Here is a 23,225-nt window from a genome sequence, read left to right as displayed (position 1 = left end):
CGCGGTCCGCCCCTGAGCCCGTCAGCGGACGCCGTCCCGCCGGTACCCGGCCCACAGCCGTCCGCCCGCCTGCGCGACCACCTCGTCCACGACCCGCACCAGGAGCTCCACCCGCCCCTCCAGCACCTCCCGCAGGCCGTGGTGCAGACGCCCGCCGAGACCGGGGTCGACCGGTTCAAGGCGCCGCGCCAGCCACTTCCCACCGCCCAGCCAGGAGCCCTCCAGCGCCAGCGCCAACTGCCCCGTCCTCGTGACGAGTTCGGTGGCGATGAACAGGCGCTCGGCCTGGTCGCCGCAGCCGACGAGGTCGTCGAGGAGATCGGTCAGCGCGTACCGGCGGTCCTCGACCTCCTCGGCCGACACCGGCGGCGGCCCGGCGGCCACCACCTTCCGGGCCGTCGCGGCCAGGCGCGCGCCGAGCCCGTCCACGTCACGGATCAGCAGCCCCTCCGCACACATCCACACCAACGGCGACCGGCGCCCGCGCACCTCCCGCTCGACGTAGGCGTGCCAGGTCGCCTCCGTGTGCACGAACAACTCCACCGGCCAGTCGGCGAACCGCAGGCTCTCCCGGTAGGGGGCCGGCGCACCGTGGAGCAGCACCACGACGTCCAGGTCCGACGTCGCCGTGCGACGCCCGCTCGCGGCACTGCCCCCCAGAAACGCCGCCCTGGCCCCCGGATGACGCTCCTCCACCACCGCCCGCGCGGCCCCGATCGCCTCCATCCCCCCACTCTCCCCACCCACCCCACCCCCCGCACCCGGTTTTCCGGGCGCGGCCGGCTCGCGGCCCGGGGCAGAGGCCGGGGGCCCAGCTCCGCGCCTTAGGGTGAGTGGCGTGCGGCATCCCCTCGCTCTCTTCGACCTCGACAACACCCTCGTGGACCGGCAGGGCACGCTCGCCGAATGGGCCGCCGGGTTCGTCGCCCGGCACGGCCTGGACACCGAGGAACAGAGCCACCTCGTGGGCATGGTCGCCGCGCGGGCCCACCCGCCCACCTTCGACGCGATCCGCGCTCGCTACCGGCTGCCCCCGTCGGCCACGGAACTGTGGCGCGCCTACTGCGCCGACATCGCCGCCCTGGTGTCATGCCCGCCCGAGGTCCTCGACGGCTTGGACGCACTACGGTCGGCCGGTTGGCGGGTGGGCGTGGCGACCAACGGGGCGTCGGACATCCAACGTGCCAAGCTGCGGTCCACGCGGATCCTCCAGCACGTGAACGGCGTGTTCGTCTCGGGGGAGGTCGACGTGCGCAAACCGCGGACCCGGCACTTCGCCCTGGCCGCCGCCCGCTGCGGCGCCACGCTGGACGACGGCGGCTGGATGGTCGGCGACAGCGTGGTCAACGACATCGGTGGCGGGCGAACGGCGGGGCTGCGCACCGTCTGGGTCCACAACGGCCGCTCCTGGCCGAACACCTCCGGCCACGGGCCCGACCACACGGTGCCCGACGTCCGCGCCGCCATCGACCTGCTGCTGCACACCACCGACCACGAGAGGACCACGGCGTGACGGACGTCGTCGGGCTGCTGCACCCCGGCAGCATGGGATCCGCCGTCGGCGCCCAGTTGCGCGCCCGGGGGCACGTCGTGCTGTGGTGCCCGGACGGACGCGGCGACGCCACCCACCGACGGGCGGAACGGGCCGGCCTCGAACCCGCCGCCCTGCCCGAGCTCGTCTCCCGCTCCGACGTGGTGCTGTCCCTGTGCCCACCGGCCGCCGCGGAGGCGACCGCCGCCCAGGTGGCCGGGCAGAACGCCGTGCGCGCGGGCACGATCTATGTGGAGGCGAACGCCGTGGCGCCGGGCCGGGTACGCGGCATCGCCGACCGTCTGGCTCCGACACCGGTCGTCGACGCCGCGGTGGTCGGATCGCCTCCGGTGGGCGGCAAGCACCCGACCGTCTACCTGTCCGGCCCCGGCGAGCAGACCGAGCGGATCGCCGGACTCTTCGCACGCACCGACGTGCGGACCCACGTCCTGGGCGAGGATGTCGGTCAGGCCTCCGCGCTCAAGTTGGCGTACTCCAGCTACCAGAAGGTCTCCCGGGTCCTGGCCGCCGTGGCGTACGGGGCGGCCGAGTCGTACGGCGTCGCGGACGAGCTGCTGGCGATCGCGGCCAAGCGGACCCGCAGCTACCTCGTGGAGACCGACTACATCCCCAAAACCGCAGCCCGCGCCTGGCGTTGGAGGCCCGAGATCGAGGACGCGGCCACGGTGATCGCCGATGCAGGGTTGCCGGACTCCCTGCTGCGCGCCGCCGCCGCGACCCTGGCCCGGTGGGAGGATGAAAGGGACGAGCAACTGGACGTCGAAGAGGCACTGGAAGCACTGCGCCGAGGCCGGGGCCCGGCCGCCTCGACCTGAGCCGCGTGGCCCGCGCCCGCCCGCCCCGACCGTCAGGAACCCGACGACGTGCTGCGGACGAGGTGATCGATGCTTCGCGCGGCCTCCCGGGGCGCGGTCGTCTCCGTGTCGATGCGCAGTTCCCACCCCGCCTGCGGATGGTCCGCGAGATCGGCCTGCGTGGCGTCCCACGCGGCCAGCCGCGCCACCGTGTCCGTGTCACCCCGACCCGGTGAGCGTCGGGCGGTGGTCTCCTTGGAGCACCACAGCAGAACGCGCACCCAGCGCGCCGGGAAGAGGGCGGCCACCCGCTCCACCCCCGCCATCTGACCGAGGTGGACGACGGGCGTCCTGCCGCCGTCCAGGACGTCATCGAGGCCGGGCCGGTCCACGACGTAGACGTTGCCGTAACGGTCGTTTCGGTAGATGACGTCGCCGCGGGCCTCCAGGTCGGCCAGTTGCTCCGGGGTGCCCATCCGGTAGCCCCGCGTCTTCCCGGTGCCGATCTTCAGACGGGGGAACAGCACGTACCCGGAGTCGAGTTCGGTGAGCGCTGCCGTGACCGTGTCCTTGCCCGCCGCCGGCGGCCCGTAGAGCAGGACGCCCCGCCTCACGGGAACACCGTCCCGAAGACCTGCCGCACCTGGTCCGTGAGCGATATCGCGGCGCCGAGCCTGTTGTCGACGTTCAGGTGCGGTACGACGGGGCGCAGGTCGAGGTCGATCCCTGCCGCGTACGTGTCCCAGTTCTGGAGCTTCCAGCTGTCCCGGGCGGCGGACCGGAACCTGATGTACACGGTGTCAGGCCACTGGGCGGATCCGGCCACCGGTTGCCTGTCGCAACGCGGCTTCCAGCCGGTCGCGGGCCTCGGTCTGGGCAGCGATGCGTTCGTTGAGGACCCCCAGCCGTTCCAACGCGACCCGCAGCCCCTTGTCCGAGGGCGGTGCGGCGGCCACATCGCCGTCCAAGCACGGCAGGAACACCCGCACGTCGTCCAGGGTGAGCCCGGCGGCCAGCAGGTAGCGGATATTGCGCACCCGCACCACCGCCCGCTCATCGTAGATGCGGTAGCCGTTGGGGGCCCGCTGCGAGGAGATCAGTCCGGCCTCCTCGTAGTGCCGCAGTGCACGGGCAGTTGTCCCCGTCGCCCTGGCAAGCTCACCGATCCGCACCCATCCCACCTCCCGGGCCACTCCTATCACGCCACGACCGCTCCGCCGTCAACTGGGAGCACCACACCGGTGACAAACGACGCGGCTGGTGCGGCAAGTTGGGTGACTGCCCAGGCCACCTCCTCGGTGCGGCCGATCCGAGCCAGTGGGGTGTGCGCCAGCTGCCACTCCCGCACCGCTGCCATCCGCTCCGGCGTCAGGCCCTGGTGCTCGCCGATGGGAGTGTCGATAGCGCCGGGGGCGACCGCCACCACCCGGATTCCGAGGGGTGCCAGCTCAACCGCCCAGCTGCGGGTAAGCAGTTCCAGAGCGGTCTTGGTAGCCGCATAGACCGAACTGCCGGGCCAGGCCCGCTGCCCCACCGACGTACTGACATTGACGATCACCCCGCCCGACTTCTCCAGGAGTGGCAGCGCGTCCTGGGTCAGCAGGATGGGCGCGACGAGGTTGGTTGCAAGCTGAGCCGTGATCATCTCCGGCGTCAGCGTGCCGAGGGCGCCGCTGCGCACGATGCCTGCGTTGTTGACCAGCACGTCCAGCCGGCCGTGTGTCTCCAGCACGGCCCGGATGATCCGATCCGGCTCGCCCACGGCGGTGATGTCGGCGGCCAGCGGCGTGATCCGGTCGTGCCGGGCCGCGGTCTCCTCGAGGGGCTCGGCCCGCCGCCCGATCGCGACCACGTGGGCGCCCTCAGCGGCGAAGGCGCGGGCGGTGGCCCGTCCGATTCCGGTGCCGGCTCCGGTGACGGCGACGACCCTGCTGCTCTGCGATGCGGTGCTGTTCATGCCGGTCATCGTGCAACCCTGCCGCCAGCGGCAACGTCAAGCAGCGCCTGACGGGCGATAGTCACCGCTGGTGGTCACCTGGGGCATAGCGACGCCACGTTCCTCCGGCTTCTTCGGCGATTCGGGTGGTGTGGTCGTCGTTGTAGCCGAGCATCCGGGCGATCACCGGAGCAGGGGCCTGGCGGACGAGTTGGCGGATCGCCGCTGTACGTCCTGGCCGGGTCGGGAAGCCCAGTTGACGGAGCCGAGGCGCCATGGCTTCCGGGGTCATGAGTTGTCCGGCCCGGCGCCTTGGGAAGAGCCATCGGGCATCGGGGTTGGTCGCGGTCTTGGTGTTCGGTCGCTGGTCCAGGTAGTCCAGCAGCATCCCGTCGAACGGAGCGGGAACGGGCGAAGGTGGATCGCCTGCCCGTCGTCTCCCTTGAACGACGTCTGCTGGACCATGGGGTGCTCCTGGCCGGGCACCTTGGTCCACCACAGGACGCGGTCCGTGTACGCGACGAGTGCGCCGGTCTGCTGGTGGATCGCGACCATCGGCTCTGCGTCGGGTTCGGAGTTGGCCCGCACTAGTGCGACGAGCTCGACGGCTCCAAGGGAGGTGGCGGTGGCGTACGTCGTGATGGAGCCGTGCCGTTCGATGACATCGCCCTCGATGGGGTTCAACCCGTAGAACTCGTAGGGGAAGTCGCCGTCGGCGGTCCTGGTCCGGAAGACTCGAGGCTCCCGTGCCTCTCCGAACCGAGCGCGCTGGCCGGCATCGGCGGAGGAGCGGTCTCCGTGATCCGCGATGGCGGACACGTCGATCTCACCCCTTTCGATCCGGACCTTCGTGCGCCGCTTGAGCGTCGTGTTGCACCGAGCCGAGCAGACCTGCCGGTCACGGTGCTCCCAGTGCGCGCTCCTCTGCACGGGCTCGCCGCAGATCCGGCAGGGTTCGCCGCCAGTGGCACGTTCGGCAGCGGCGAGGATCGGGTTCCAGTGAGGATCACCGCGTACCTCGCGGGTCCTGGAGAGGTCGGGCACCGGCGGTGTCCCCGGCGTGAGCGTCTGCCTCGGGCGAGGCACCCTCGGCGCGTCCTTCGGGAGCAGTACTTCTGGCTGCGCGGGCGCCGATACTCCATCTCTGTGCCGCAGACCGCGAACGGGCGCCCCGCTCGCTCGGAGGCGCTGGTGCTGGCGTCTTCGGTGCTGTCGAAGCCGTGGTCCACAGGTCGTCCGCAGGGTCGAGTGGGCAACTGGAGTTCGCGAACGCGCAGGTGCGAGGTGACACGCCGGGGGCGTGCTGCCTCTGCCGGGTGGTCGTCTGCTGGGAGAAGCCGACCAAGATCTTCTCCCAGATTTCTCCCAAACGATCTCCAGGAACGGCTCAGGGCCACCGACTCACGTGAGTCGGTGGCCCTGACCTGTGTTTCTTCAGTCGGGGTGGCGGGATTTGAACCCACGACCTCTTCGTCCCGAACGAAGCGCGCTGCCAAGCTGCGCCACACCCCGAAGCAACGGGGACTACTTTAGCCCACCGTCGCGTGGACGCGAAATCCGGTTTCGCGGGTGGTCACCGGGGCTGCGGGGTGAGGGTGAGGAGGGTGGCTTCGGGGGGGCAGGCGAAGCGGGCCGGGGTGTAGCGGCCCGCGCCGCAGCCGGCGGAGACGTGGAGGTAGGAGCGGTGGCCGGGGGTGGTGTGGGCGGACAGGCCGCTGGCGCGGGCGGTGTCGAGGTCGCAGTTGGTGACGAGGGCGCCGTAGCCGGGGATGCGGAGCTGGCCGCCGTGGGTGTGACCGGCCAGGATGAGGGGGTAGCCGTCGGCGGTGAACGCGTCGAGGGCGCGGAGGTAGGGGGCGTGGACGACGGCGAGGGAGACGTCGGCGTCCGGGTCCGGGCCGCCGGCGACCTCGCTGTAGCGGTCGCGCTTGATGTGCGGGTCGTCGAGGCCGGTGAGGGCGAGGTCGCAGCCGTCGAGCTTGATCCGCCCCCGGGTGTTGGTCAGCCCGGCCCATCCGGCGGCGTCGAAGGCGTCGCGCATGGGTTCCCACGGGATGTGCACGGCGTTCTCGACGGGCGGGTTGCCGTTGAGGCCGTGGCGTCCGCTGGCCTTCTCCAGGAGGTAGCGGGCCGGGTTGCGCAGCCGGGGGCCGTAGTAGTCGTTGGAGCCGAAGACGTAGGCGCCGGGGTACTCCATGAGGGGGCCGAGGGCGTCGAGCAGCTCGGGAACGGCCTCGGGGTCGGAGAGGTTGTCGCCGGTGTTGACGACGAGGTCGGGGCGCAGGCCCGCGAGGGACTGGAGCCAGCGTTGCTTGCGGCGCTGGCCGCCGACCATGTGGATGTCGGACAGCTGGAGCAGCCGCAGGGGGCGCATGCCGGGCGGCAGCACCGGGACGGTGACCCGCCGCAGCCGGAAGGCGCGGGGCTCGATGGCCACCGCGTAGCCGACGCAGGCTGCTCCGAAGGCGGCCAGACCGAGGGGGACTCCGTATCGCGCGCGCATCGTCCCATCGTCTCAGAGGGCGCGGGAGGGCACAGCGGGGGCCGGGGTCGCCCGGGGCCCGCCGGGAGCGGCCGGGGTCAGTGGGTGGCGAGGGCGACGGCGGCGCCGTAGCCGGTGGGGGTGTGGACGTCGGTGACGGTCCAGCCGACGAGGGGGGCGGGGGTGGGGCCGGAGCCGAGGTAGTCGAGCGAGGGGTCGCGGGCCAGGCCGATGCCGAGGCCCTTGAGGTAGGCCTCCTTGCGGGTCCAGGCGCGGGTGAACGCGGCCGGGGCCTCGTGCGGCGGGAGGGTGCCCAGCTCGGCGGTTTCGCGGGGGTGCAGGGAGCGCGCGACGGTGGCGACGGTGTCGGGGGTCGGCACCGTCTCGACGTCGGCGCCCACGGGCGCGGTGGCGACGGCGATCAGGGCCAGGTCGCCGGTGTGGGACAGCGAGAAGTGCAGGGGGGCGCCGGCGACGGCGGGACGGCCGTGGGGCTTGTCGCAGCCGGGGCAGGCCAGCCGGGTGAGGGGGAGCGTGGCGGGCGGCCGGTCGAGGTAGGCGGCGAGCAGGAGCCGCAGGGCGACGTGCGAGGTGACGTAGAGGTCGCGGTCGGTGGCGCGGCGGAAGGCGTCGGCGTGGGTGCGCTCGTCCTGGTCGAGGAGGTGCGGGGCGAGCCGTGCGGCGTCCCCCACGTGGTCGGCGACGCGCACGGTCCACAGGGCGGGCGTGCCGTCGACGAGGGGGGCGGGCTGCAACGCGGCGTCGCTGACGACGAGTTCCGACGGCTTGTACACAGGGCTCCCCTCCCGTGGCGATGGGCCGTACGTGATCGTACGGCCCATCGCCGCCGGATGGGGCCCGGCCACGGGGTCGGTTTCAGCGGCCCGTGGGCGGTGGACGGTCGGCGGTGTGGGAGTCGGAAACCGGATCGGGTCACTCCGTGCCGGGCAGGCATTCGGTGAGCAGGGCGAGGATGTCGCGCCAGGCCCGCTGTGCGTGCCGGGGGTGGTGACCGACGCCGGGCAGCACGGTGTGGTCGACCGGTGGGTGGTGGAAGGCGTGCAGGGCGCCTCCGTAGACCGTGAGGCGCCAGTCGACGCCCGCGGCCTCCATCTCCGCCGTGAACGCTTCCCGTTGCGCGGCGGGCATGATCGGGTCCTGGGACCCGACGCCGGCCCACACCGGGCAGCGGATGCGGGCCGCCTCCCCCGGTCGGCCCGTGGTCAGTGCGTTGACGGTGCCGATCGCGCGCAGGTCGACGCCGTCGCGACCGAGTTCCAGCGCGACCGCGCCCCCGGTGCCGTAGCCGACGGCGGCGGTCCGGTCGGGGTCGGCGCGTGGTTCGGCACGCAGCACGTCGAGCGCGGCGTGCCCGATTCCGCGCATCCGGTCGGGGTCGGCGAGCAGCGGCAGGCAGCGGGCCAGCATCTCCTCCGGGTCCGCCAGATAGCGTCCGCCGTGGAGGTCGAAGGCGAGGGCCACGTACCCCAGCTCGGCCAGCGCCTCGGCCCGGCGGCGCTCGACGTCGCCGAGCCCGACGCCCTCGGGCCCGATCAGGACGGCGGGCCGGCGCCCGGTTCCGGCGGGGAGCGCGAGATGCCCGACCATCGTCAGGTCGTCGGCCGGGTAGGTGACGGTACGGGTGGTGAGCGTCGTCATGACCGGACGGTAGTCACCGATGCGCCCGCACCGGCGTGGTGTTCACCTACGGCAGACGGCTGCCTGTCCCGACCTGCGGCCCTTGGCAACGGTGGGGTCGCTCCTATCGTGGGGGCACAGACGCCGGACGCTTCCCTGGGGGGACCGTGTACAACGCCGCGACACTCGCCATCTCGCTCTTAGCCTTGGTGGTCTCGTCTCTCGCCGTATGGCGACAGATCCGCAACGCGAGGTCGGCGGGCGCCTTCGCGACAGTGCTGGAGGTGTACCTGCGCGACGTCCGCGACAAGGACTACCAGCGCGACCAGTCGTACGTCCTCTCCCGCCTCGCGGTGGAGCACCCCCCGGCCGACGGCATCAGGAACCTTCCCGACGATGCCCAGCACGCCGTGTGGAACGTGGCCTTCCTGTACGAGAGCCTCGGCATGATGTACGTGCTCGGCAACATGGACCGGCGCATCGCCCTGGGCACGTTCAACTTCCGCATCGTGCAGGTGTGGGAAGCCCTTGAGCCGTATGTGGTGGCGGAACGGGCCGCCCGCCTGAGTCCGTTCCTGGCCTTCTTCGAGCACCTCTACCTGGAGGCCCGCTCCACATCCCCCGTCGACCTCTACCGCAAGGCCGGTCTCCGCCACCGCGACGGCTTCGTCCCGGACCGGGCACCGTCGGTGGGCCCGGAGGCCACCGCGCGTGCCGACGACGAACACGGCGCGGTCCCCGGCTGAGCACGTCAGCGCCGGGCCCTGCGAGGAGCTCGTGACCGTGTGCGTGGCGTTCGATCCCGGGCGTCGGGCCCGCACGCCGGGGCCCTGGGTCATACGGAGACGCGTGAGCGGCGCCTTCCTGGCACACTGACCGGCATGACCACGCTCAAGGCCCGGCTGCAGGGCGACCTGACCGCAGCGATCAAGGAGCGCGACACGCTGCGCTCCTCCACTCTCCGGATGACCCTCACCGAGATCAGCAAGGAGGAGGTCGCGGGCACGACGGCCCGCGAGCTCTCCGACGACGAGGTCCTGAAGGTCCTGACGCGCGAGACGAAGAAGCGCCGTGAGGCGGCCGAGGCGTTCGAGCAGGGCGGCCGGGCGGAGTCGGCCGAGCAGGAGCGGGCCGAGGGGCGTGTGCTCGCCGAGTACCTGCCCGCGCAGCTGACCGACGCCGAGCTGGACGTGCTCGTCGCCGAGGCGGTCGCGGAGACGGGCGCGGCGGGGCCGAAGGCGATGGGCCAGGTCATGAAGGCCGCGGGCCCGAAGGTCGCGGGCCGGGCGGAGGGCGGCCGGGTGGCCGCCGCCGTCAAGAAGGCCCTCGCGGGCTGAGACCGGGGAGCACGTACGGCACGAGGGCCCTCCCCCGCTGCGGGGGAGGGCCCTCGTGCCGTACGGCCACCGCGCTACTGCGGGGTGGGCGGGTACTCGGGGCCGCCGGTGCCGCCGTTCCAGCCGCCGCCTTCCGACCAGCCGCCGTCGCCGCCGATGTCGCCGCCACCGGAGTCGCCACCGCTGAGGCCGCCGCCGTCGCCGCCACCGGGGCCACCGCCGCCCGGTCCGCCGTTGCCGCCGCCGGGGCCGCCCGTCTGGCCGCCGGCCGTGGGGTCCCAGGGGAAGCCGGGCCAGTCCGGGTCGCCGGGGGGCGGGGTGTCGCCGGGACGGTCGTCGTCCCGGTCGTCGTCCTCCTCGTCCTCGTCCTCCGGCTTGCCCTCGGGCTTGCCGCGCGGGACGTCGACCGGGTTGAACTCGGTGGCCTGCACGCCCTTCAGCGCGCCGGTCATGGCCGCCTTCCAGATCGGTCCGGGCACACAGCCGCCGCAGACCTTCTCGTAGAACTGGCCGCCGATGGTGATGTTGAACATCTCCGGCTGCTCCGCGCCGTCGCCGCCGACCCAGACGGCCGTGGACAGCTGCGGGGTGTAGCCGACGAACCAGGCGTGCTTGCGGCCGTCCGTCGTGCCGGTCTTGCCCGCGTTCTGCCGGTCGGTGAGGCCCGCGGAGGTGCCGGTGCCGTCCTGGACGACGCCCTTGAGCATCTGGTTGATCGTGTCGGCCGTGCGCTGGGACATCGCGCGGGTGCAGTCCGGGCCGGGCGGCCGCAGCTCGTTGCCCTCCGCGTCGGTCACGGACTCGATCGCCATGGGCGCGCAGTACGTGCCGCGGTTGGCGAACGTGGCGTAGGCGGCGGCCATCGTCAGCGGGCTGCTCGCCTGGGCGCCGAGCACCATGGACGGGCTGATGTCGAGCGGCTTGCCCGAACCCTGCCGGATCCCCATGGCCTTGGCCATCTTGGCGGCCTCGCACATGCCGGTCTTCTGGAGCAGGTCGATGGAGTAGGTGTTGATCGACTTGCCGAGCGCGCTCGTCATGTCCCAGGTGCCGCGCTCGGTCTCCAGCTCGTTCTGCACCTCGTACTCGGCGTCCGCGTACGGCGTTCCGTCGCAGGTGAGGAACTTGCTCTGGTCGAACGTGTGCTTGTACCCGCTCTTGAAGGTGTGCGCCGGGCTGATGCCGTTCTCCAGGGCGGCGGCGGCCACGACGGGCTTGAAGGTGGAGCCCACCTGGAAGCCGTAGGCCGAGCCGCCCATGTCGTTGTCGACGGAGAGGTTGAGCATCGTCTGGTTCTCTTCGGGGTTCGTCCCGTACGGCCGGGACTGCGCCATCGCCGTGATCTTGCCGGTGCCGGGTTCGACCGAGACGACGGCGGCGGCGACCGGGTCGTCCTGGTTCACCTTGCTCCTGGCCGCCTCGGAGGCCGCCTTCTGCGCCTCGGGGCGGAGGGTGGTGCGGATGGTGAGCCCGCCGCGGTTCCACCGGGCCTGGCGCTCCTTGTCGGTCTCGCCGAAGGCGGGGTCGCCGAGGAATGCCTCCTCGACGTAGTCGCAGAAGAAGCCGGCGTCCTTGGTGGCGGTGATGCAGCCCTGCCGGGCCTCGCTCACGTTCAGGCCGAGGTCCTTGGCCTGGGCGGCGTCGGCCTCCTCGGGGCTGATGTCGCCGACCTCGGCCATCCGCTCCAGCACGGTGTCGCGCCGCTGCTTGGCGGTGGGCCCGTCGTTGATCGGGTTGTAGCGGGTCGGGGACTGGACGATCCCGGCGAGCAGGGCGGCCTCGTGGAGCTCCAGGTCCTTCGCGGACTTGGAGAAGTACCGCTTGGACGCGGCCTCGACGCCGTAGGACTGCTCGGAGAAGAACGTGATGTTGAGGTAGTTCTCCAGGATCTGGTCCTTGGTCAGCTCCTGCTCCAGCGCGATGGCGTACTTCAGCTCGGTGATCTTGCGGCCGACCGTCTGGCGGGTGGCGTACTTGAACGCCTCCTCCTCGTTGCCGGCCTCCTCCACGAACACGTTCTTCACGTACTGCTGGGTCAGGGTGGACCCGCCCTGGGTGACGGTGCCGCTCTGGGCGTTCTCGCTGAGCGCGCGGAGCATGCCCTTGAGGTCGACGGCACCGTGCTCGTAGAACCGGGAGTCCTCGATGGCGACGATCGCCTTCCGCATCCACGGGGAGATCTCGTCGAGGCCGACGACGACGCGGTTGCGCGAGTAGACGTCGGCGATCACCCCGCCCTCGGCGTCGAGGATCTGCGTCTTCTGACTCAGCGGGGGCCGCTTGAGGTCGATGGGCAGTTCGTCGAAGCCCTGCGCCGTCTCCTTGGCGGTCAGCCCCGCGATGCCCACGGCCGGCAGCGCGAGGCCGGCCATGACGGCTCCGGCGAGGACGCTGACGCCGAGGAACTTGGCGGCCTGCTGCGTCGCGGACAGCCCACCGCCCGAGCGTTTGTTTGCCATGCGGGCAAGGGTAGCCCGACGCGTCGCGGTCCCCGTGGTGCCGGTACGGCGAGGGCCCGCCCGCCGGGGGGTGGGCCCTGACCGGACGCCGACGGACGCCGCCGGGCGGATGCCGCGGGGCGCCGGGGGACGTCCGGAGAGCCGCCGTTCAACTCAGGGGCGAGCCGGGCGGCACCGAACGGACGGTCGGAACGTGCGAACAACCGGGCCGGTGTTCGGTCAGGTCACGCCCCGCAACGGCCGGAACGTCCCGTTTCTCACTCCTGTGAGTGATGAGACCCGTCCGTATGGGCGGAATATGCCAGCGAACTGCGGACGACGGCACCTGACAACCCGTCCGACGTGGGGTCACTCCGTTGGGTGATCTGCCGCGCACACATAGTCCGTTCGGGCCATTCAAGATTGGGCCCGACGGGGGTGTTGTCGCCTGCTCGCCTTCCGTAACGTCCCAACTGGCGACGGAGCATATGCCGTTTGTCGTCGTGGGGGAGCCTCGATTTCGGGAGAGGACGGCGCCAGCATGAGCAGCTGGGCAACCGACTGGAGTACGCAGGCCGCCTGCCGTACGACGGATCCGGATGAATTGTTCGTACAGGGAGCGGCCCAGAACAGGGCCAAGGCGGTGTGCACCGGATGTCCGGTACGCACCGAATGTCTCGCCGATGCCCTCGACAACCGCGTGGAGTTCGGCGTGTGGGGCGGCATGACGGAGCGGGAGCGCAGAGCGCTGCTGCGCCGGCGCCCCATGGTCAGCTCCTGGCGTCGGCTGCTGGAGACGGCCAGGGCGGAGTACGAGTCCTTCGGGCGTGAGTACGCCGAGGCCTCGGCGGACGTGGAGGCGCACGAGCGCGGTGGCGTACCGGTGGCCGCGGGCTGACGGGTCCGGCCCGGCGGCCCGCACGGGCCGCCGCACCCGTTCGACGACGGGCGGCCGAGGGGGACGGCCGGCCGCCGCTACCGTTGCTGCGGGACGGGCGGCTGTGCGGCGAGCAGGTCGCCGATGTCCCGCAGCCCGGCCAGATCGTGGACGTCGCCGGGCAAGGCGGCGACCTCGGCCACCGGCACCTCCGGGTGCAGGGCGGTGAACCGGTCCCGCATCCGGCGCTCGCGGGCGATGACGCGCATGCGTTCGGCGTGCAGGGTCAGCAGGCCGGCCGCGAGGCGGTGCGGAGCCCCGCCGTCCGCGTCCTCCTCCAGCGTCTCGGCGGCGGCCAGGGCCCGCTCGGCGCTGAGCTCCCCGGCGCTGCTGCCGTGGACGCGGTTGAGCAGCAGCCCGGCCAGCGGCATCCGGTCGGCGTGCAGCCGCTCCACGAAGTACGCCGCCTCCCGCAGCGCGTCCCGCTCGGGGGCGGCGACGACGAGGAACGCCGTGCCCGGGGCCTGGAGCAGCCGGTAGGTGGCGTCGGCCCGGGTGCGGAAGCCGCCGAACAGCGTGTCCATGGCCGCGACGAAGGTCTGCACGTCGCGCAGCATCCCCGTGCCGAGCAGCTTGCCCAGGGTCCCGGTGACCATGGACACCCCGGTCATGCCGAGGCTGAACATCTTGAGCCCGGCCCGGCCGCCCGCCTTCGCGGGCGCGGCGAGCAGCCGGATGAAGCGGCCGTCGAGGAACGAGCCGAGGCGGCCGGGGGCGTCCAGGAAGTCCAGCGCGGAGCGGCTCGGCGGGGTGTCGACGATGATGAGGTCCCACGCGTCGCGGGCGCGGAGCTGGCCGAGCTTCTCCATCGCCATGTACTCCTGCGTGCCCGCGAAGCCGGCCGACAGGGACTGGTAGAAGGGGTTGTCCAGGATCGCGCGGGCCCGGTCGGCGTCCGCGTGCGCTTCGACGATCTCGTCGAACGTGCGCTTCATGTCCAGCATCATCGCGTGCAGTTCACCGCCCCGGGCGGTGTCGATGCCGGGCACCCGCCGGGGGGTGTTGTCCAGCTCGGTCAGGCCCATGGACTGCGCGAGCCGCCGGGCCGGGTCGATGGTGAGCACGACGACCTTCCGGCCGCGCTCGGCCGCGCGGAGGCCGAGGGCCGCCGCCGAGGTCGTCTTCCCGACGCCGCCCGCGCCGCAGCAGACGACGATGCGGGTGGCCGGGTCGTCCAGCAGCGGGTCGGTCTCCAGCACGGGGACGTCCCGCAGTACCTCCGGGTTCATGCCCCGGCTCCTTCCCGCTCGTCGCCGTCGTCGTCCGGGGCGCCGGACGGGCCGCCCCCCGGGCCGCCGGAAGAACCCCCGAGGTCTCCGGTCACCGCGTGCCCGTCCTGGGCGCGGAGGGCGGCGGCGAGCGTGTAGAGGCCGGCGAGGTCGACGCCGTCCCACAGCAGCGGCAGTTCCAGCGTGGGGAGGTCCAGCGCGGCGATCTCCGCCCGCTGCCGCTCCTCCAGGGTGACCCGCTCGGCGTGCTCGCGGGCCTGCCGGAGCAGCGGGTCCACGAGCCGCTGCGCCTTGCCGCCGCGCCGCGCGCCACCGAGCCCGGCGGTCGCGAACGCCTCGGCCAGCTCCGCGCGGACGCCGTCGGCCGCCGTGACGTCCGCCGCGTCCAGCACCGCCGGGCGGACGAGGTTCACCACGGCCGCGCCGACCGGCAGCCCGGCCCCGCGCAGTTCGGCGACGCCGTCCAGGGTCTCCTGCACGGGCATCTCCTCCAGCAGGGTGACCAGGTGCACGGCCGTCTCCGGCGATTTCAGCACCCGCATGACGGCCTGCGCCTGATGGTGCACGGGCCCGACCCGGGCGAGCCCGGCGACCTCGTCGTTGACCCCCAGGAACCGGGTGATGCGGCCGGTCGGCGGGGCGTCCATGACCACGGCGTCGTAGACGAAGGCGCCCGCGCGGTCGCGCCGCCGCACCGCCTCGCACGCCTTGCCCGTCAGCAGGACGTCCCGGACGCCGGGGGCGATGGTGGTCGCGAAGTCGATCGCGCCGATCTTGCGCAGGGCACGGCCCGCGCTGCCGAGTTTGTAGAACATCTGGAGGTAGTCCAGCAGGGCGCGCTCGGCGTCGATGGCCAGCGCGAAGACCTCGCCCCCGCCGGGCGCGACCGCGATCTTGCGCTCCTCGTAGGGGAGCGCCTCGGTCTCGAAGAGCTGGGCGATGCCCTGTCGTCCCTCCACCTCCACCAGGAGTGTGCGCTTCCCGGCGTCCGCCAGGGCGAGCGCGAGTGCGGCGGCGACCGTCGTCTTGCCCGTGCCGCCCTTGCCGGTGACCACATGCAGCCTGCTCACGGCCAGGAGCCTAGTTCCTGGCCCCTGGGCGGGCGACGCCGCCCGCCTCCGGGGCACGGCCCGTCGGGCCCCGCCGCAGCCGTTACGCTCGGGCCCATGACGAAATGGGAATACGCGACGGTGCCGCTCCTCGTGCACGCGACCAAGCAGATCCTGGACACCTGGGGCGAGGACGGCTGGGAGCTCGTCCAGGTCGTGCCCGGCCCGAACAACCCCGAGCAGCTGGTGGCCTACCTCAAGCGGGAGAAGGCGTGAGCGCCCCGGCGGGCCGGGTCGAGGCGAAACTCGCCGAGCTGGGCCTGAAGCTGCCCGAGGTGACGCCGCCGCTGGCCGCGTACGTCCCGGCCGTGCGGACCGGCCGCTACGTCTACACCTCGGGCCAGGTGCCCCTGGTGGACGGTTCGCTGCCGGTGGCGGGCAAGGTGGGCAGCGAGGTCTCGCCCGAGCAGGCGAAGGAGCTGGCGGCCGTCTGCGCGCTCAACGCCCTGGCGGCCGTGAAGTCGGTCGCCGGTGACCTCGACCGGATCGCCCGCGTGGTGAAGGTCGTCGGCTTCGTCGCCTCCGCCCCGCACTTCACCGGCCAGCCCGGCGTCGTCAACGGCGCCAGCGAGCTGCTGGGCACCGTCCTCGGCGACGCCGGGGTGCACGCCCGCAGCGCGGTCGGCGTCTCCGTCCTGCCGATCGACGCTCCCGTGGAGGTCGAGATCCAGGTGGAGCTGCGGGACTGACGCCGGTTCCGGAGTGCGGCGCGCCGCGCTCCGGGTCAGAACGGACAGGTGAGGGTCTGGGCCGCCGAGCGCAGCGTTGCGGCGACGGCGGCGCAGACCGTGCCGGCCGGCTCGGGCGGCGTCGGTGCGCCCGGCGGCGTCCGCTCCCGGCGGGTCGCCCGCAGCAGCGCCGCGAGGGCGTCGGCGTGCGGTCCGGGGGGCGGTGCCGCGGGGGGCCGGGCGGGCAGGTGGCGTCCGCCGCGCCGCCGGTCGGCGAACCCGGCGAGCCGACCGGCCCGGCCGGACGCACGGGAGTCGCCGGACCCGCCGGGTACGAACACCAGCCGCCGCTCGGCCAGGAGCCGGTCCAGCACCGCCTCGTACACGTGCGGCGCGAGGTGTTCGAGGCGGTCCTCCAGGCAGCGCCGCCGGTGGTCCAGGAGCAGGGCGCCCAGCACCTCGTCCGCGACGGGGTCGTCGACGCGGTCGGCGCACCGGACGGTGACGTGGCCGGGGCGCACGGCGACGCGCCCGGCCAGCGCCAGGTCGACGAGGACGGCCCCGGCCGTCCCGAGCCCCAGCTCGACGCGCCACCGGTCGGGGCGTCCCCGCGACGCGGCGGCGACGTGCAGCAGGAGGGCGTCGGCGAGCCGGCCGGGGCGGGGCCGGGGAGACGTCACGTCGGGCCGTCCCCCTGGGTCGGGTAGCCGCCGCGCTTCCAGTACTCCACTCCGCCGATCATCTCCTTGACCCGGAAGCCGAGCGCCGCGAGCTTCGCGGCGGCGCGCGTCCCGCCGTTGCAGGCGGGCCCCCAGCCGTAGGTGACGCACGGGACGTCCGGGTCGAGCCCGGCGGTCGTCTCGGCGGTGATGTCCTGGTGCGGGAGGCTGACGGCGCCCGGCAGGTGCTCGCGCGCGTACGCCTCGGGCCGCCGGGCGTCGATCAGGACGAAGCCGCCGGCCTCGGTGTCGAGGTCGTGGTGGACGTCGTAGGGGTCGGTCTCGCAGGCCAGCCGCGTCTGCTGGAAGTACGCGACCGCGCGCTCCGGAGCGGCGGGCGGGGTGCCCAGCGTCCGGCTGAGGGCGCGGTAGCGGATCGGCCGGTAGTCGGCGAGCCGGCGGAAGTCGCGGTAGGCGGCGTCGTAGTCCTTGTTGAGGACGAGGAAGGTGCCGCCGTTGGCGAGCAGCGAGTTGCTCTGCTCGATCTCCTCCCCCACCCGCACCGTCCACGTCATCTCGACGTCGCTCTCCAGCTCCGGCTCGACCAGTTCGCAGACGACGCCGTGGCTCTTGGGCACCACGCCGTCGTAGCAGTAGACCTGCTCGCCGTCGTAGGGGCGGCTGCGCACCCCGCTCTCGATCTGGAAGGCCAGGTTGATGAACGCGATCGCGTAGTTGCGCTGCATGGCGGCGAGTCCGGCCATGCCCTTGAAGCGGGCGGCGACCTCCAGAAAGACCAGCTCGTCGTCGGCGGTGTGGAACAGCTCCAGGTGGGAGCCCCCGTCGGGGCGGCCCAGGGCGTCCAGGGCGCGTTCGCCGAAGGCGACCATGCGGGCCACGCGCGGGTCGGAGTCGATCAGGTTGATGTCGGCGTTGACCTTGCCGCCGGGGATCTCCATCGAGTTGACGAGGTACTCGGTCACCCCGCCGAAGACGGTGCGCCCGGCCTCGGAGACGATGTTGACGCTGTACATCGTCCCCTCGACGAACTCCTCGTACTCGTAGGGCCGGCCGAGGTCGCGGGGCAGCGCCTCGAAGGCGGCCCGGTCGCCGATCTTCAGGACGCCCTCGGAGCCCGCCGAGTCGGTGGGCTTGAGGATGAACGGCAGGCCCACCTCGCCGACGATCTCCTTGAAGTAGCCGGCCGCGTCGAGCGTGAACCGCTCGGGGGCGAAGGCCCCGAACAGCGGGACCCGCACACCCGCTTCGCGCAGCCGCTCCTTCATGAGGATCTTGTCGCGGAAGGGCAGGATGTCGTCCGTCCCCGGTCCGCGCAGGCCGAAGTGGGTGCGGAGGTTCGCCGCGACCATCATGTCCTGCTCGTCGTAGCAGTGGACGGTGACGTCCTCCCGCGGCGTCCGGTGCAGGAGGTCGGCCACGACGCCGCGCGCCGCGTCCTCGTCGACGAGGGAGTACAGCATGGGGCTCGGGTCCGGCAGCCCGCAGGGGACGACGTGGACGCGGTGGAACCGCGCGCGCTGCTCCTCGCTCAGGTTCTCCACGTCCAGGTCGGAGAAGATCCCGACGAACCGCACGGAGTCGGGGTCCTCCAGCAGGTCGTGGCGGAACGCGGCGAAGCCGCGGGTGGAGATGATGACGGCTGTTCTCATCCGGCCGGCACTCCGTTCGTGGTCAGTTCGTACGGGGCCGCGGCCCCGGTGGTCCCGGCGGCCGCGTCCGCCCGGTACAGCTCCGTCAGGGTGTCGATGAGGATGGTCAGGCCCGCCGACAGGTTGACCTGGCTGACGGTGAGCGGGGGCAGGATCTTGAGCACCTCGTCGCGGCGGCCGCAGGTCTCGATGACGAGACCCTTGGCGAAGCACCGCCGCGAGACCTCGGCGGCGTCGAGCCCGGGCACGCCGCCGACGTCCACGGCCTGCATGAGGCCGAGGCCGCGCACGTGGACGCCGAGGGGCCCGGCCACGCGGCGCATGAGCAGTTCGGTGACGAGCTCGCCCTTCGTCCGCACCTGGCGGCTGAACGCGTCGTCGCCCCAGAAGTGCCGCAGGGCCGCGCTCGCCGCGACGAAGGCCAGCTGGTTGCCCCGGAAGGTGCCGTTGTGCTGGCCCGGCTGCCAGATGTCCAGCTCGGGCTTGAGGAGGAGCACCGCCAGCGGCAGCCCGTACCCGCCGAGCGACTTGGAGAGGGTGACGAGGTCGGGGACGATGCCCGCCCGTTCGAAGGAGAAGAACGTCCCCGTCCGGCCGCAGCCCGCCTGGATGTCGTCGACGACGAGCAGGATGCCGTGCTCGTCGCACAGTTCCCGCAGCCCCTGGAGGAACGCGACGGGCGCCACCCACACCCCGCCCTCGCCCTGGACGGTCTCCAGGACGACGGCCGCCGGCTTCTCGACGCCCGAGCTCGGGTCCTCGACCATCCGGCGCAGCAGGCCGAGGCTGTCGAACTCCCCGAGCGGGGAGTCCGGGTAGGGCACGTGCGTGACGTGCGACAGCGTGGCGTGCAGCCCCTGCCGGAAGTAGCCGGAGGCGGTCGCCGCGAGCGAGCCCGCGCTGACGCCGTGGAACCCGCCGCTGAACGCGACCACCGTGGTCCGGCCGGTGACCAGCCGGGCCAGTTTCAGCGCCGCCTCGACCGCGTTGGTGCCCGAGGGCGAGGTGAACTGCACCCGGTAGTCCAGCCCGCGCGGCTGGAGGACGAAGGTGCGCAGCGCGTCGAGGAAGTCCGCCTTGGCCGTCGTGGACAGGTCCAGGCCGTGCATCAGCCCGTCGCGGTCCAGGTAGTCGATCAGCTCCTGCTTGACGCAGTCGGGGCTGTGGCCGTAGTTCAGGGTGCCCGCGCCGGAGAGGAAGTCGATGTACCGCTCCCCCGACTCGGTGAACAGCAGGTCGCCCTTGGCGCTCGTGAAGACGCCCGGGAAGGACCGGGAGTAGGAGCGCACGGCCGACTCGGTCGTCTCGAACAGCGTCGGCGTCACGGTGTCAGTGGTCACGTTTCCTCACCTTCCGCTGTCCGCGACGGCCAGTTCCCCGCGCGCCCCGGTGGCGTCGGGGGCGGGGGCCGTCTCGAAGACGGCTCCGATGTCGGACCGGTACCGCATGCCGGGGAACGAGATCCGCCCGACGCGTGCGTAGGCGGCGCTGCGGGCGTCGGCGAGGGTGATGCCCGTGCCCACCACGTGCAGCACGCGGCCGCCGCTGGAGACCGTGGAACCGCCTTCGCCGGCCCGGACGTTCGCGTAGAACACCTGGCTGGCGTCCGGCGCGTCCGCCGTGTGCTCGGTGACGGGCTGGCCCGTCTCGAAGGCGCCGAACGGCCAGCCGGGCGCCGTCGCCGGGTCGGCGAGGTCCAGGCAGCCCTGGGTCAGGGCGACGCTGCACCGCACCAGCCCGTCGGTGACGAGCGGGTGCGAGGCGACGTCCTGGTCGAGCACCGCGCGGCACAGCCGGGTGAAGTTGCTGTGCACGCCCGGCAGGACGGCCTCGGCCTCCGAGTCGCCGAACCGGGTGTTGATCTCGATCACCCGCAGGCCCGTGCTGGTGATCATGGCGCCGATGTAGACGAACCCCGAGTACGTCAGCCGCTCCGCCCGCAGACCACGGACCAGGGGGTCCACGAGCGTGCGCCGGATCTCCTCCATCAGCAGCGGGGACGCCTGCGGGTGCGGGGCGATGGAGCCCATCCCGTCGCAGTTCTTCCCGGCGTCCCGCTCCAGGGTGCGCTTGAAGTCCAGCGCGGTCGGGAAGAGCAGGTAGTCTTCGCCGTCCAGCAGGGCGAAGACGGAGATCTCCCGCCCGTAGAGGCGCTCCTCCACCACCACCTGGAACGCCTCGCCCTGCGCCGCGGCGAACGCGTCGAGCGCCACCTCGGCCTCGGCGGCCGTGTCGCACACCACGGAGCCGTCGCCGTCCGGCGTCAGCCCGTCGGTCTTCACGACGCAGGCGTACGGCAGGGCGCGGACGTGGGCGCGGGCGGCGGCCGGGTCGGTGAACGCCGCGTACCGCGCGGTGGGCAGCCCGTGGTCGTCGCAGAACCGCTTGCCACGCTCCTTGCTGGCCTCCAGCCGGGCGGCCTCCTGGGAGGGGCCGATCACCCGGTGACCGTGCGCGGCGAGCACGTCCGCGTAGCCGATGGACAGCGCGTCGATGTTGGAGACGAAGACGAAGTCCACCGGGTGGTCGGCCAGGAACGCGAGGGCGCTCTCCGGCGCGTCGAGCCGGACCGAGGGCACCGGCACGATGCGTTCGGCCGTCAGGGCGTCGCACCCGGGTCCGTAGTAGACGGTCGTGTCGGGGTCCGTCCGCACGAAGAGGTCGCAGATCGCGTGTCCGCGCCCCGTGCCGTCGACGACCAGTACGTCAGTCACCGCGTCTCCCCCGCGCTCGTGCCGTCGCCGCCGGGAACCACGCCCGTCAGGACGGGCACGGACTCCTTCCACGGGGTCGGCTCGGTGTCCTCCGGCAGCCCGGTGCGGGCGTCGTCGACCTGGCCGGCCGCGCGCAGGTGGTCGGCGAGCGACCCCCACACCTCGGTGTAGCGCTCCGGCCGGTTGCCCTGGTCGTCCGCCCTGATCCAGGGCGAGTTGGCCCAGTCGCAGGCGGGCATGACGTGGTGCAGGTCGTGCTGCACCGTGTCGCCGACCAGGACGAACATCCGGTACGACGAGTGCACGACGAGCATCCGGAACGTCCACCGGGACCAGGCCCCGGCCCTGCGCAGCCCGGTCAGCGAGGCGTCCGGCACCGGCTCGCCGCAGAAGCGGCCGAAGGTGAGCAGGTCGCGCTTGTCGCGGCTGAGGCGCTCCTGGTTGCCGAACAGCCACCAGCGGTGCTCGGTCATGGTGTAGAGGAACGTGCAGTTCTGGAACACCACGGAGACGGGCACGACCCACAGGACGAGCCACTCGACCCACCAGCCGGTGAGGACGAGGAACGTCGCGGTGGCGGCCGCGTAGCCGAGCGACATCCACAGCCGGTAGCGCGGCGCGACGCCGACGAAGTTGCCCTTCACCCGGCCGAAGAAGCCCAGCAGGTGGTGGCGGGGCGAGACCAGCGCCTTCCACAGGTACCGGCGGAACTGGGAGCGGGTCATCCCCGGCCGCATGCCGGTGTTGAGCAGGTACAGCGTGTCGCTGTCCTTCATGGAGCACGGGTAGGCGTGGTGCGCCAGGTGCTCCTCGCGGTTCTTGTCGTAGGGGGTGCGCCAGAACGCGGTGGTGATGATCTCGCCCACCACCCGGTTGACGCGCGTCGACTTGGAGAACATGCGGTGCAGCGTCTGGTGGACGACGACCACGTCCAGCCGGCGCATGCCGCCGCTGGTGAACAGCCAGCCCAGCACGAGCAGGGGTATGGACCAGGCGGTGAAGGGGTGCAGCGCGAACGCGCCGAGCGTGATGCCGCCCGCCATCTGGACCAGGCCCAGCAGGCCCGCCTTCACCGGGCTCCAGGGGATGAGCTGCTTGCCGCCCTCCAGCGGCACGCCGGTGATCCACGTGAGGTAGGGCTGGACGAAGCCGGGCAGGGACCGCATGGTCTCGCGCGGCGGCCTCTCCCGCCGGGACGCCTCGCGCTCGGCGTCCGTGCGGTTCTGGGCGTCGCGCTCCGGGGCCCGGCGCGCCGGGCTCTGCCGCTGTCGTGACTCAGGCACCGTCGCCTCCGAACAGGGCGTCGTTGGTCTCGTGGGTGATCTCTCGCGTCAGGTCGGCGCCGCTGGCGAGCGTCATGTTGACGATCGTGCGGCTCGTCTCGCCCCGGATCGGGTAGACGCGGTGCATGGTGGTGTCGGTCTTGACGACGTACGCGTCGCCCGCCTCCAGGTGGTAGGAGCGCACCTGGCTCTTGAGCAACGCCCCGTGCACGTCGGGGTTCTCCTTGTCCCACGAGGTGTGCGGGACGGCCTGGACGAAGCCGCCGTCCCGGTAGCCGGGGGCCTGGAGGACGAGGATGAACCCGTAGGTGTAGTCGTCCCAGTGCCAGCCGTGGGTGTCGCCGTTCTTGCCGAGCCGGCTGATGACGTAGTGCTCACCGGCGTAGGGGCAGGTGTACACGTCCTCGCCGACGACCGAGCCGAGCAGGCTCTTGACGGCCGGGGAGAAGTACGTGGCGTGGATGAGGGGGCCGTGGTCCTTGATGACGGGCTGGCCGACGGTGGTCATCTGACGCGGGGTGCCGTCGGTGATCTCGAAGGAGAACTTGCGGTCGACACCGTGCTCGTCCATGATCCCGAACGCCTCCCGCTGGAGCTCGGCCAGCAGGTCCGGCGGGCAGAACCCGCGGATGGGGACGATGTTCTCGGCGCGGAACCGCTCCTGCAACCCGCCGAGGGCCTCCCCGGTGAAGCGGGTGGCGAAGTGCTCCTCGTATCGGGCGTCGACTTCCTGCATCTCGCGGGTCGGCGCTGGTGCACCGGACTCGGTAACCGTCATG

The 23,225-nt window shown here is 72.6% G+C and carries 24 protein-coding genes, 1 tRNA gene and 1 pseudogene; 7 read left to right on the top strand and 19 right to left on the bottom strand.

Annotated features, from left to right (window positions below; translation table 11 throughout):
* Window positions 1-21 precede the first annotated feature (21 nt).
* On the bottom strand, window positions 22-726 hold the full coding sequence (locus tag IF129_RS10855; protein ID WP_191209350.1) for a nucleotidyltransferase domain-containing protein: 705 nt from the start codon (window positions 724-726) through the stop codon (window positions 22-24).
* Between the two features lie 112 nt (window positions 727-838).
* On the opposite strand from IF129_RS10855, the gene IF129_RS10850 reads away from it, so the two are divergent.
* Window positions 839-1,513, top strand: coding sequence for an HAD family hydrolase (locus IF129_RS10850; RefSeq protein ID WP_191209349.1), 675 nt, complete (start codon window positions 839-841; stop codon window positions 1,511-1,513).
* On the top strand, window positions 1,510-2,367 hold the full coding sequence (locus tag IF129_RS10845; RefSeq protein WP_191209348.1) for an NAD(P)-dependent oxidoreductase: 858 nt from the start codon (window positions 1,510-1,512) through the stop codon (window positions 2,365-2,367). Before IF129_RS10850 ends, IF129_RS10845 begins: the two co-directional genes overlap by 4 nt.
* 32 nt (window positions 2,368-2,399) lie before the next feature.
* Here the strand turns inward: IF129_RS10845 and IF129_RS10840 are convergent, their stop codons facing one another.
* From IF129_RS10840 to IF129_RS10800, 9 genes and pseudogenes are all read right to left on the bottom strand, one after another.
* A complete protein-coding gene (locus tag IF129_RS10840) occupies window positions 2,400-2,960 on the bottom strand; it encodes a phosphotransferase-like protein (RefSeq protein ID WP_191209347.1) in 561 nt (186 codons plus the stop codon).
* Window positions 2,957-3,139 (bottom strand): annotated as a pseudogene (locus tag IF129_RS10835) (AAA family ATPase); the annotation flags it as partial. The gene IF129_RS10840 and the pseudogene IF129_RS10835, both read right to left, overlap by 4 nt.
* 7 nt (window positions 3,140-3,146) lie before the next feature.
* Entirely contained in the window at window positions 3,147-3,518 is a 372-nt protein-coding gene (locus IF129_RS10830; RefSeq protein WP_318153662.1) for a MerR family transcriptional regulator, read from the bottom strand.
* A gap of 26 nt (window positions 3,519-3,544) precedes the next feature.
* Window positions 3,545-4,312: an SDR family NAD(P)-dependent oxidoreductase gene (locus IF129_RS10825; protein WP_191209345.1), complete on the bottom strand. Its 768-nt coding sequence runs from the start codon at window positions 4,310-4,312 to the stop codon at window positions 3,545-3,547.
* 258 nt (window positions 4,313-4,570) lie between these two features.
* On the bottom strand, window positions 4,571-5,326 hold the full coding sequence (locus IF129_RS10820) for a hypothetical protein (RefSeq protein ID WP_191209344.1): 756 nt from the start codon (window positions 5,324-5,326) through the stop codon (window positions 4,571-4,573).
* Between the two features lie 394 nt (window positions 5,327-5,720).
* Window positions 5,721-5,794, bottom strand: a tRNA-Pro gene (locus IF129_RS10815).
* 61 nt (window positions 5,795-5,855) lie between these two features.
* Complete coding sequence (locus IF129_RS10810) at window positions 5,856-6,785, bottom strand: metallophosphoesterase (protein ID WP_191209343.1); 930 nt, start codon at window positions 6,783-6,785, stop codon at window positions 5,856-5,858.
* 77 nt (window positions 6,786-6,862) lie between these two features.
* Window positions 6,863-7,558, bottom strand: a complete 696-nt coding sequence (locus IF129_RS10805) for a 4'-phosphopantetheinyl transferase family protein (protein WP_318153661.1) — start codon at window positions 7,556-7,558, stop codon at window positions 6,863-6,865.
* 139 nt (window positions 7,559-7,697) lie between these two features.
* A complete protein-coding gene (locus tag IF129_RS10800; RefSeq protein ID WP_191209341.1) occupies window positions 7,698-8,423 on the bottom strand; it encodes a dienelactone hydrolase family protein in 726 nt (241 codons plus the stop codon).
* A gap of 35 nt (window positions 8,424-8,458) precedes the next feature.
* On the opposite strand from IF129_RS10800, the gene IF129_RS10795 reads away from it, so the two are divergent.
* Window positions 8,459-9,148: a DUF4760 domain-containing protein gene (locus IF129_RS10795; RefSeq protein ID WP_425579816.1), complete on the top strand. Its 690-nt coding sequence runs from the start codon at window positions 8,459-8,461 to the stop codon at window positions 9,146-9,148.
* A gap of 135 nt (window positions 9,149-9,283) precedes the next feature.
* Window positions 9,284-9,739: a GatB/YqeY domain-containing protein gene (locus tag IF129_RS10790; protein WP_191209339.1), complete on the top strand. Its 456-nt coding sequence runs from the start codon at window positions 9,284-9,286 to the stop codon at window positions 9,737-9,739.
* Window positions 9,740-9,813: 74 nt separating this feature from the next.
* Here IF129_RS10790 and IF129_RS10785 read toward each other — a convergent pair whose 3' ends face one another.
* Entirely contained in the window at window positions 9,814-12,198 is a 2,385-nt protein-coding gene (locus IF129_RS10785; protein ID WP_191209338.1) for a transglycosylase domain-containing protein, read from the bottom strand.
* 520 nt (window positions 12,199-12,718) lie between these two features.
* Here IF129_RS10785 and IF129_RS26255 point away from each other — a divergent pair.
* On the top strand, window positions 12,719-13,075 hold the full coding sequence (locus tag IF129_RS26255) for a WhiB family transcriptional regulator (protein WP_224754739.1): 357 nt from the start codon (window positions 12,719-12,721) through the stop codon (window positions 13,073-13,075).
* A 77-nt stretch (window positions 13,076-13,152) separates the two neighbouring features.
* Here IF129_RS26255 and IF129_RS10775 read toward each other — a convergent pair whose 3' ends face one another.
* Together IF129_RS10775 and IF129_RS10770 are read right to left on the bottom strand one after the other, a co-directional pair.
* Complete coding sequence (locus IF129_RS10775) at window positions 13,153-14,343, bottom strand: ArsA family ATPase (protein WP_191209337.1); 1,191 nt, start codon at window positions 14,341-14,343, stop codon at window positions 13,153-13,155.
* A complete protein-coding gene (locus IF129_RS10770; RefSeq protein WP_191209336.1) occupies window positions 14,340-15,413 on the bottom strand; it encodes an ArsA-related P-loop ATPase in 1,074 nt (357 codons plus the stop codon). The genes IF129_RS10775 and IF129_RS10770 overlap by 4 nt, the downstream gene beginning before the upstream one ends.
* A gap of 96 nt (window positions 15,414-15,509) precedes the next feature.
* On the opposite strand from IF129_RS10770, the gene IF129_RS10765 reads away from it, so the two are divergent.
* Together IF129_RS10765 and IF129_RS10760 are read left to right on the top strand one after the other, a co-directional pair.
* Window positions 15,510-15,668 carry a DUF4177 domain-containing protein gene (locus tag IF129_RS10765; protein WP_003967454.1) on the top strand — a complete coding sequence of 53 codons (159 nt, stop codon included), beginning with the start codon at window positions 15,510-15,512 and terminating at the stop codon, window positions 15,666-15,668.
* Window positions 15,665-16,141 carry a RidA family protein gene (locus IF129_RS10760; RefSeq protein ID WP_191209335.1) on the top strand — a complete coding sequence of 159 codons (477 nt, stop codon included), beginning with the start codon at window positions 15,665-15,667 and terminating at the stop codon, window positions 16,139-16,141. Before IF129_RS10765 ends, IF129_RS10760 begins: the two co-directional genes overlap by 4 nt.
* A gap of 35 nt (window positions 16,142-16,176) precedes the next feature.
* On the opposite strand, the gene IF129_RS10755 is transcribed toward IF129_RS10760, so the two are convergent.
* The 6 genes from IF129_RS10755 to IF129_RS10730 are packed head-to-tail and all read right to left on the bottom strand — an operon-like array spanning window position 16,177 to window position 23,224.
* Entirely contained in the window at window positions 16,177-16,800 is a 624-nt protein-coding gene (locus tag IF129_RS10755) for a GPP34 family phosphoprotein (protein ID WP_191209334.1), read from the bottom strand.
* Window positions 16,797-18,449: a rhodanese-like domain-containing protein gene (locus tag IF129_RS10750; protein WP_191209333.1), complete on the bottom strand. Its 1,653-nt coding sequence runs from the start codon at window positions 18,447-18,449 to the stop codon at window positions 16,797-16,799. Before IF129_RS10750 ends, IF129_RS10755 begins: the two co-directional genes overlap by 4 nt.
* The gene (gene ectB, locus IF129_RS10745) at window positions 18,446-19,789 is read right to left on the bottom strand and encodes a diaminobutyrate--2-oxoglutarate transaminase (protein ID WP_318153658.1); all 1,344 of its coding nucleotides are present in this window, start codon (window positions 19,787-19,789) and stop codon (window positions 18,446-18,448) included. The genes IF129_RS10750 and ectB overlap by 4 nt, the downstream gene beginning before the upstream one ends.
* 6 nt (window positions 19,790-19,795) lie before the next feature.
* Window positions 19,796-21,163: a phosphoribosylamine--glycine ligase gene (gene purD / locus IF129_RS10740; RefSeq protein WP_191209332.1), complete on the bottom strand. Its 1,368-nt coding sequence runs from the start codon at window positions 21,161-21,163 to the stop codon at window positions 19,796-19,798.
* Window positions 21,160-22,446 (bottom strand): fatty acid desaturase, encoded by a 1,287-nt coding sequence (locus IF129_RS10735; RefSeq protein WP_191209331.1) that lies wholly within the window; start codon window positions 22,444-22,446, stop codon window positions 21,160-21,162. The genes purD and IF129_RS10735 overlap by 4 nt, the downstream gene beginning before the upstream one ends.
* Entirely contained in the window at window positions 22,439-23,224 is a 786-nt protein-coding gene (locus IF129_RS10730; protein WP_191209330.1) for a HalD/BesD family halogenase, read from the bottom strand. Before IF129_RS10730 ends, IF129_RS10735 begins: the two co-directional genes overlap by 8 nt.
* Window position 23,225 lies beyond the last annotated feature (1 nt).

It is taken from the genome of Streptomyces chumphonensis (genome assembly GCF_014779715.1).
GTDB lineage: Bacteria > Actinomycetota > Actinomycetes > Streptomycetales > Streptomycetaceae > Streptomyces > Streptomyces chumphonensis.
This window is presented reverse-complemented; position numbering and strand designations above follow the sequence as displayed.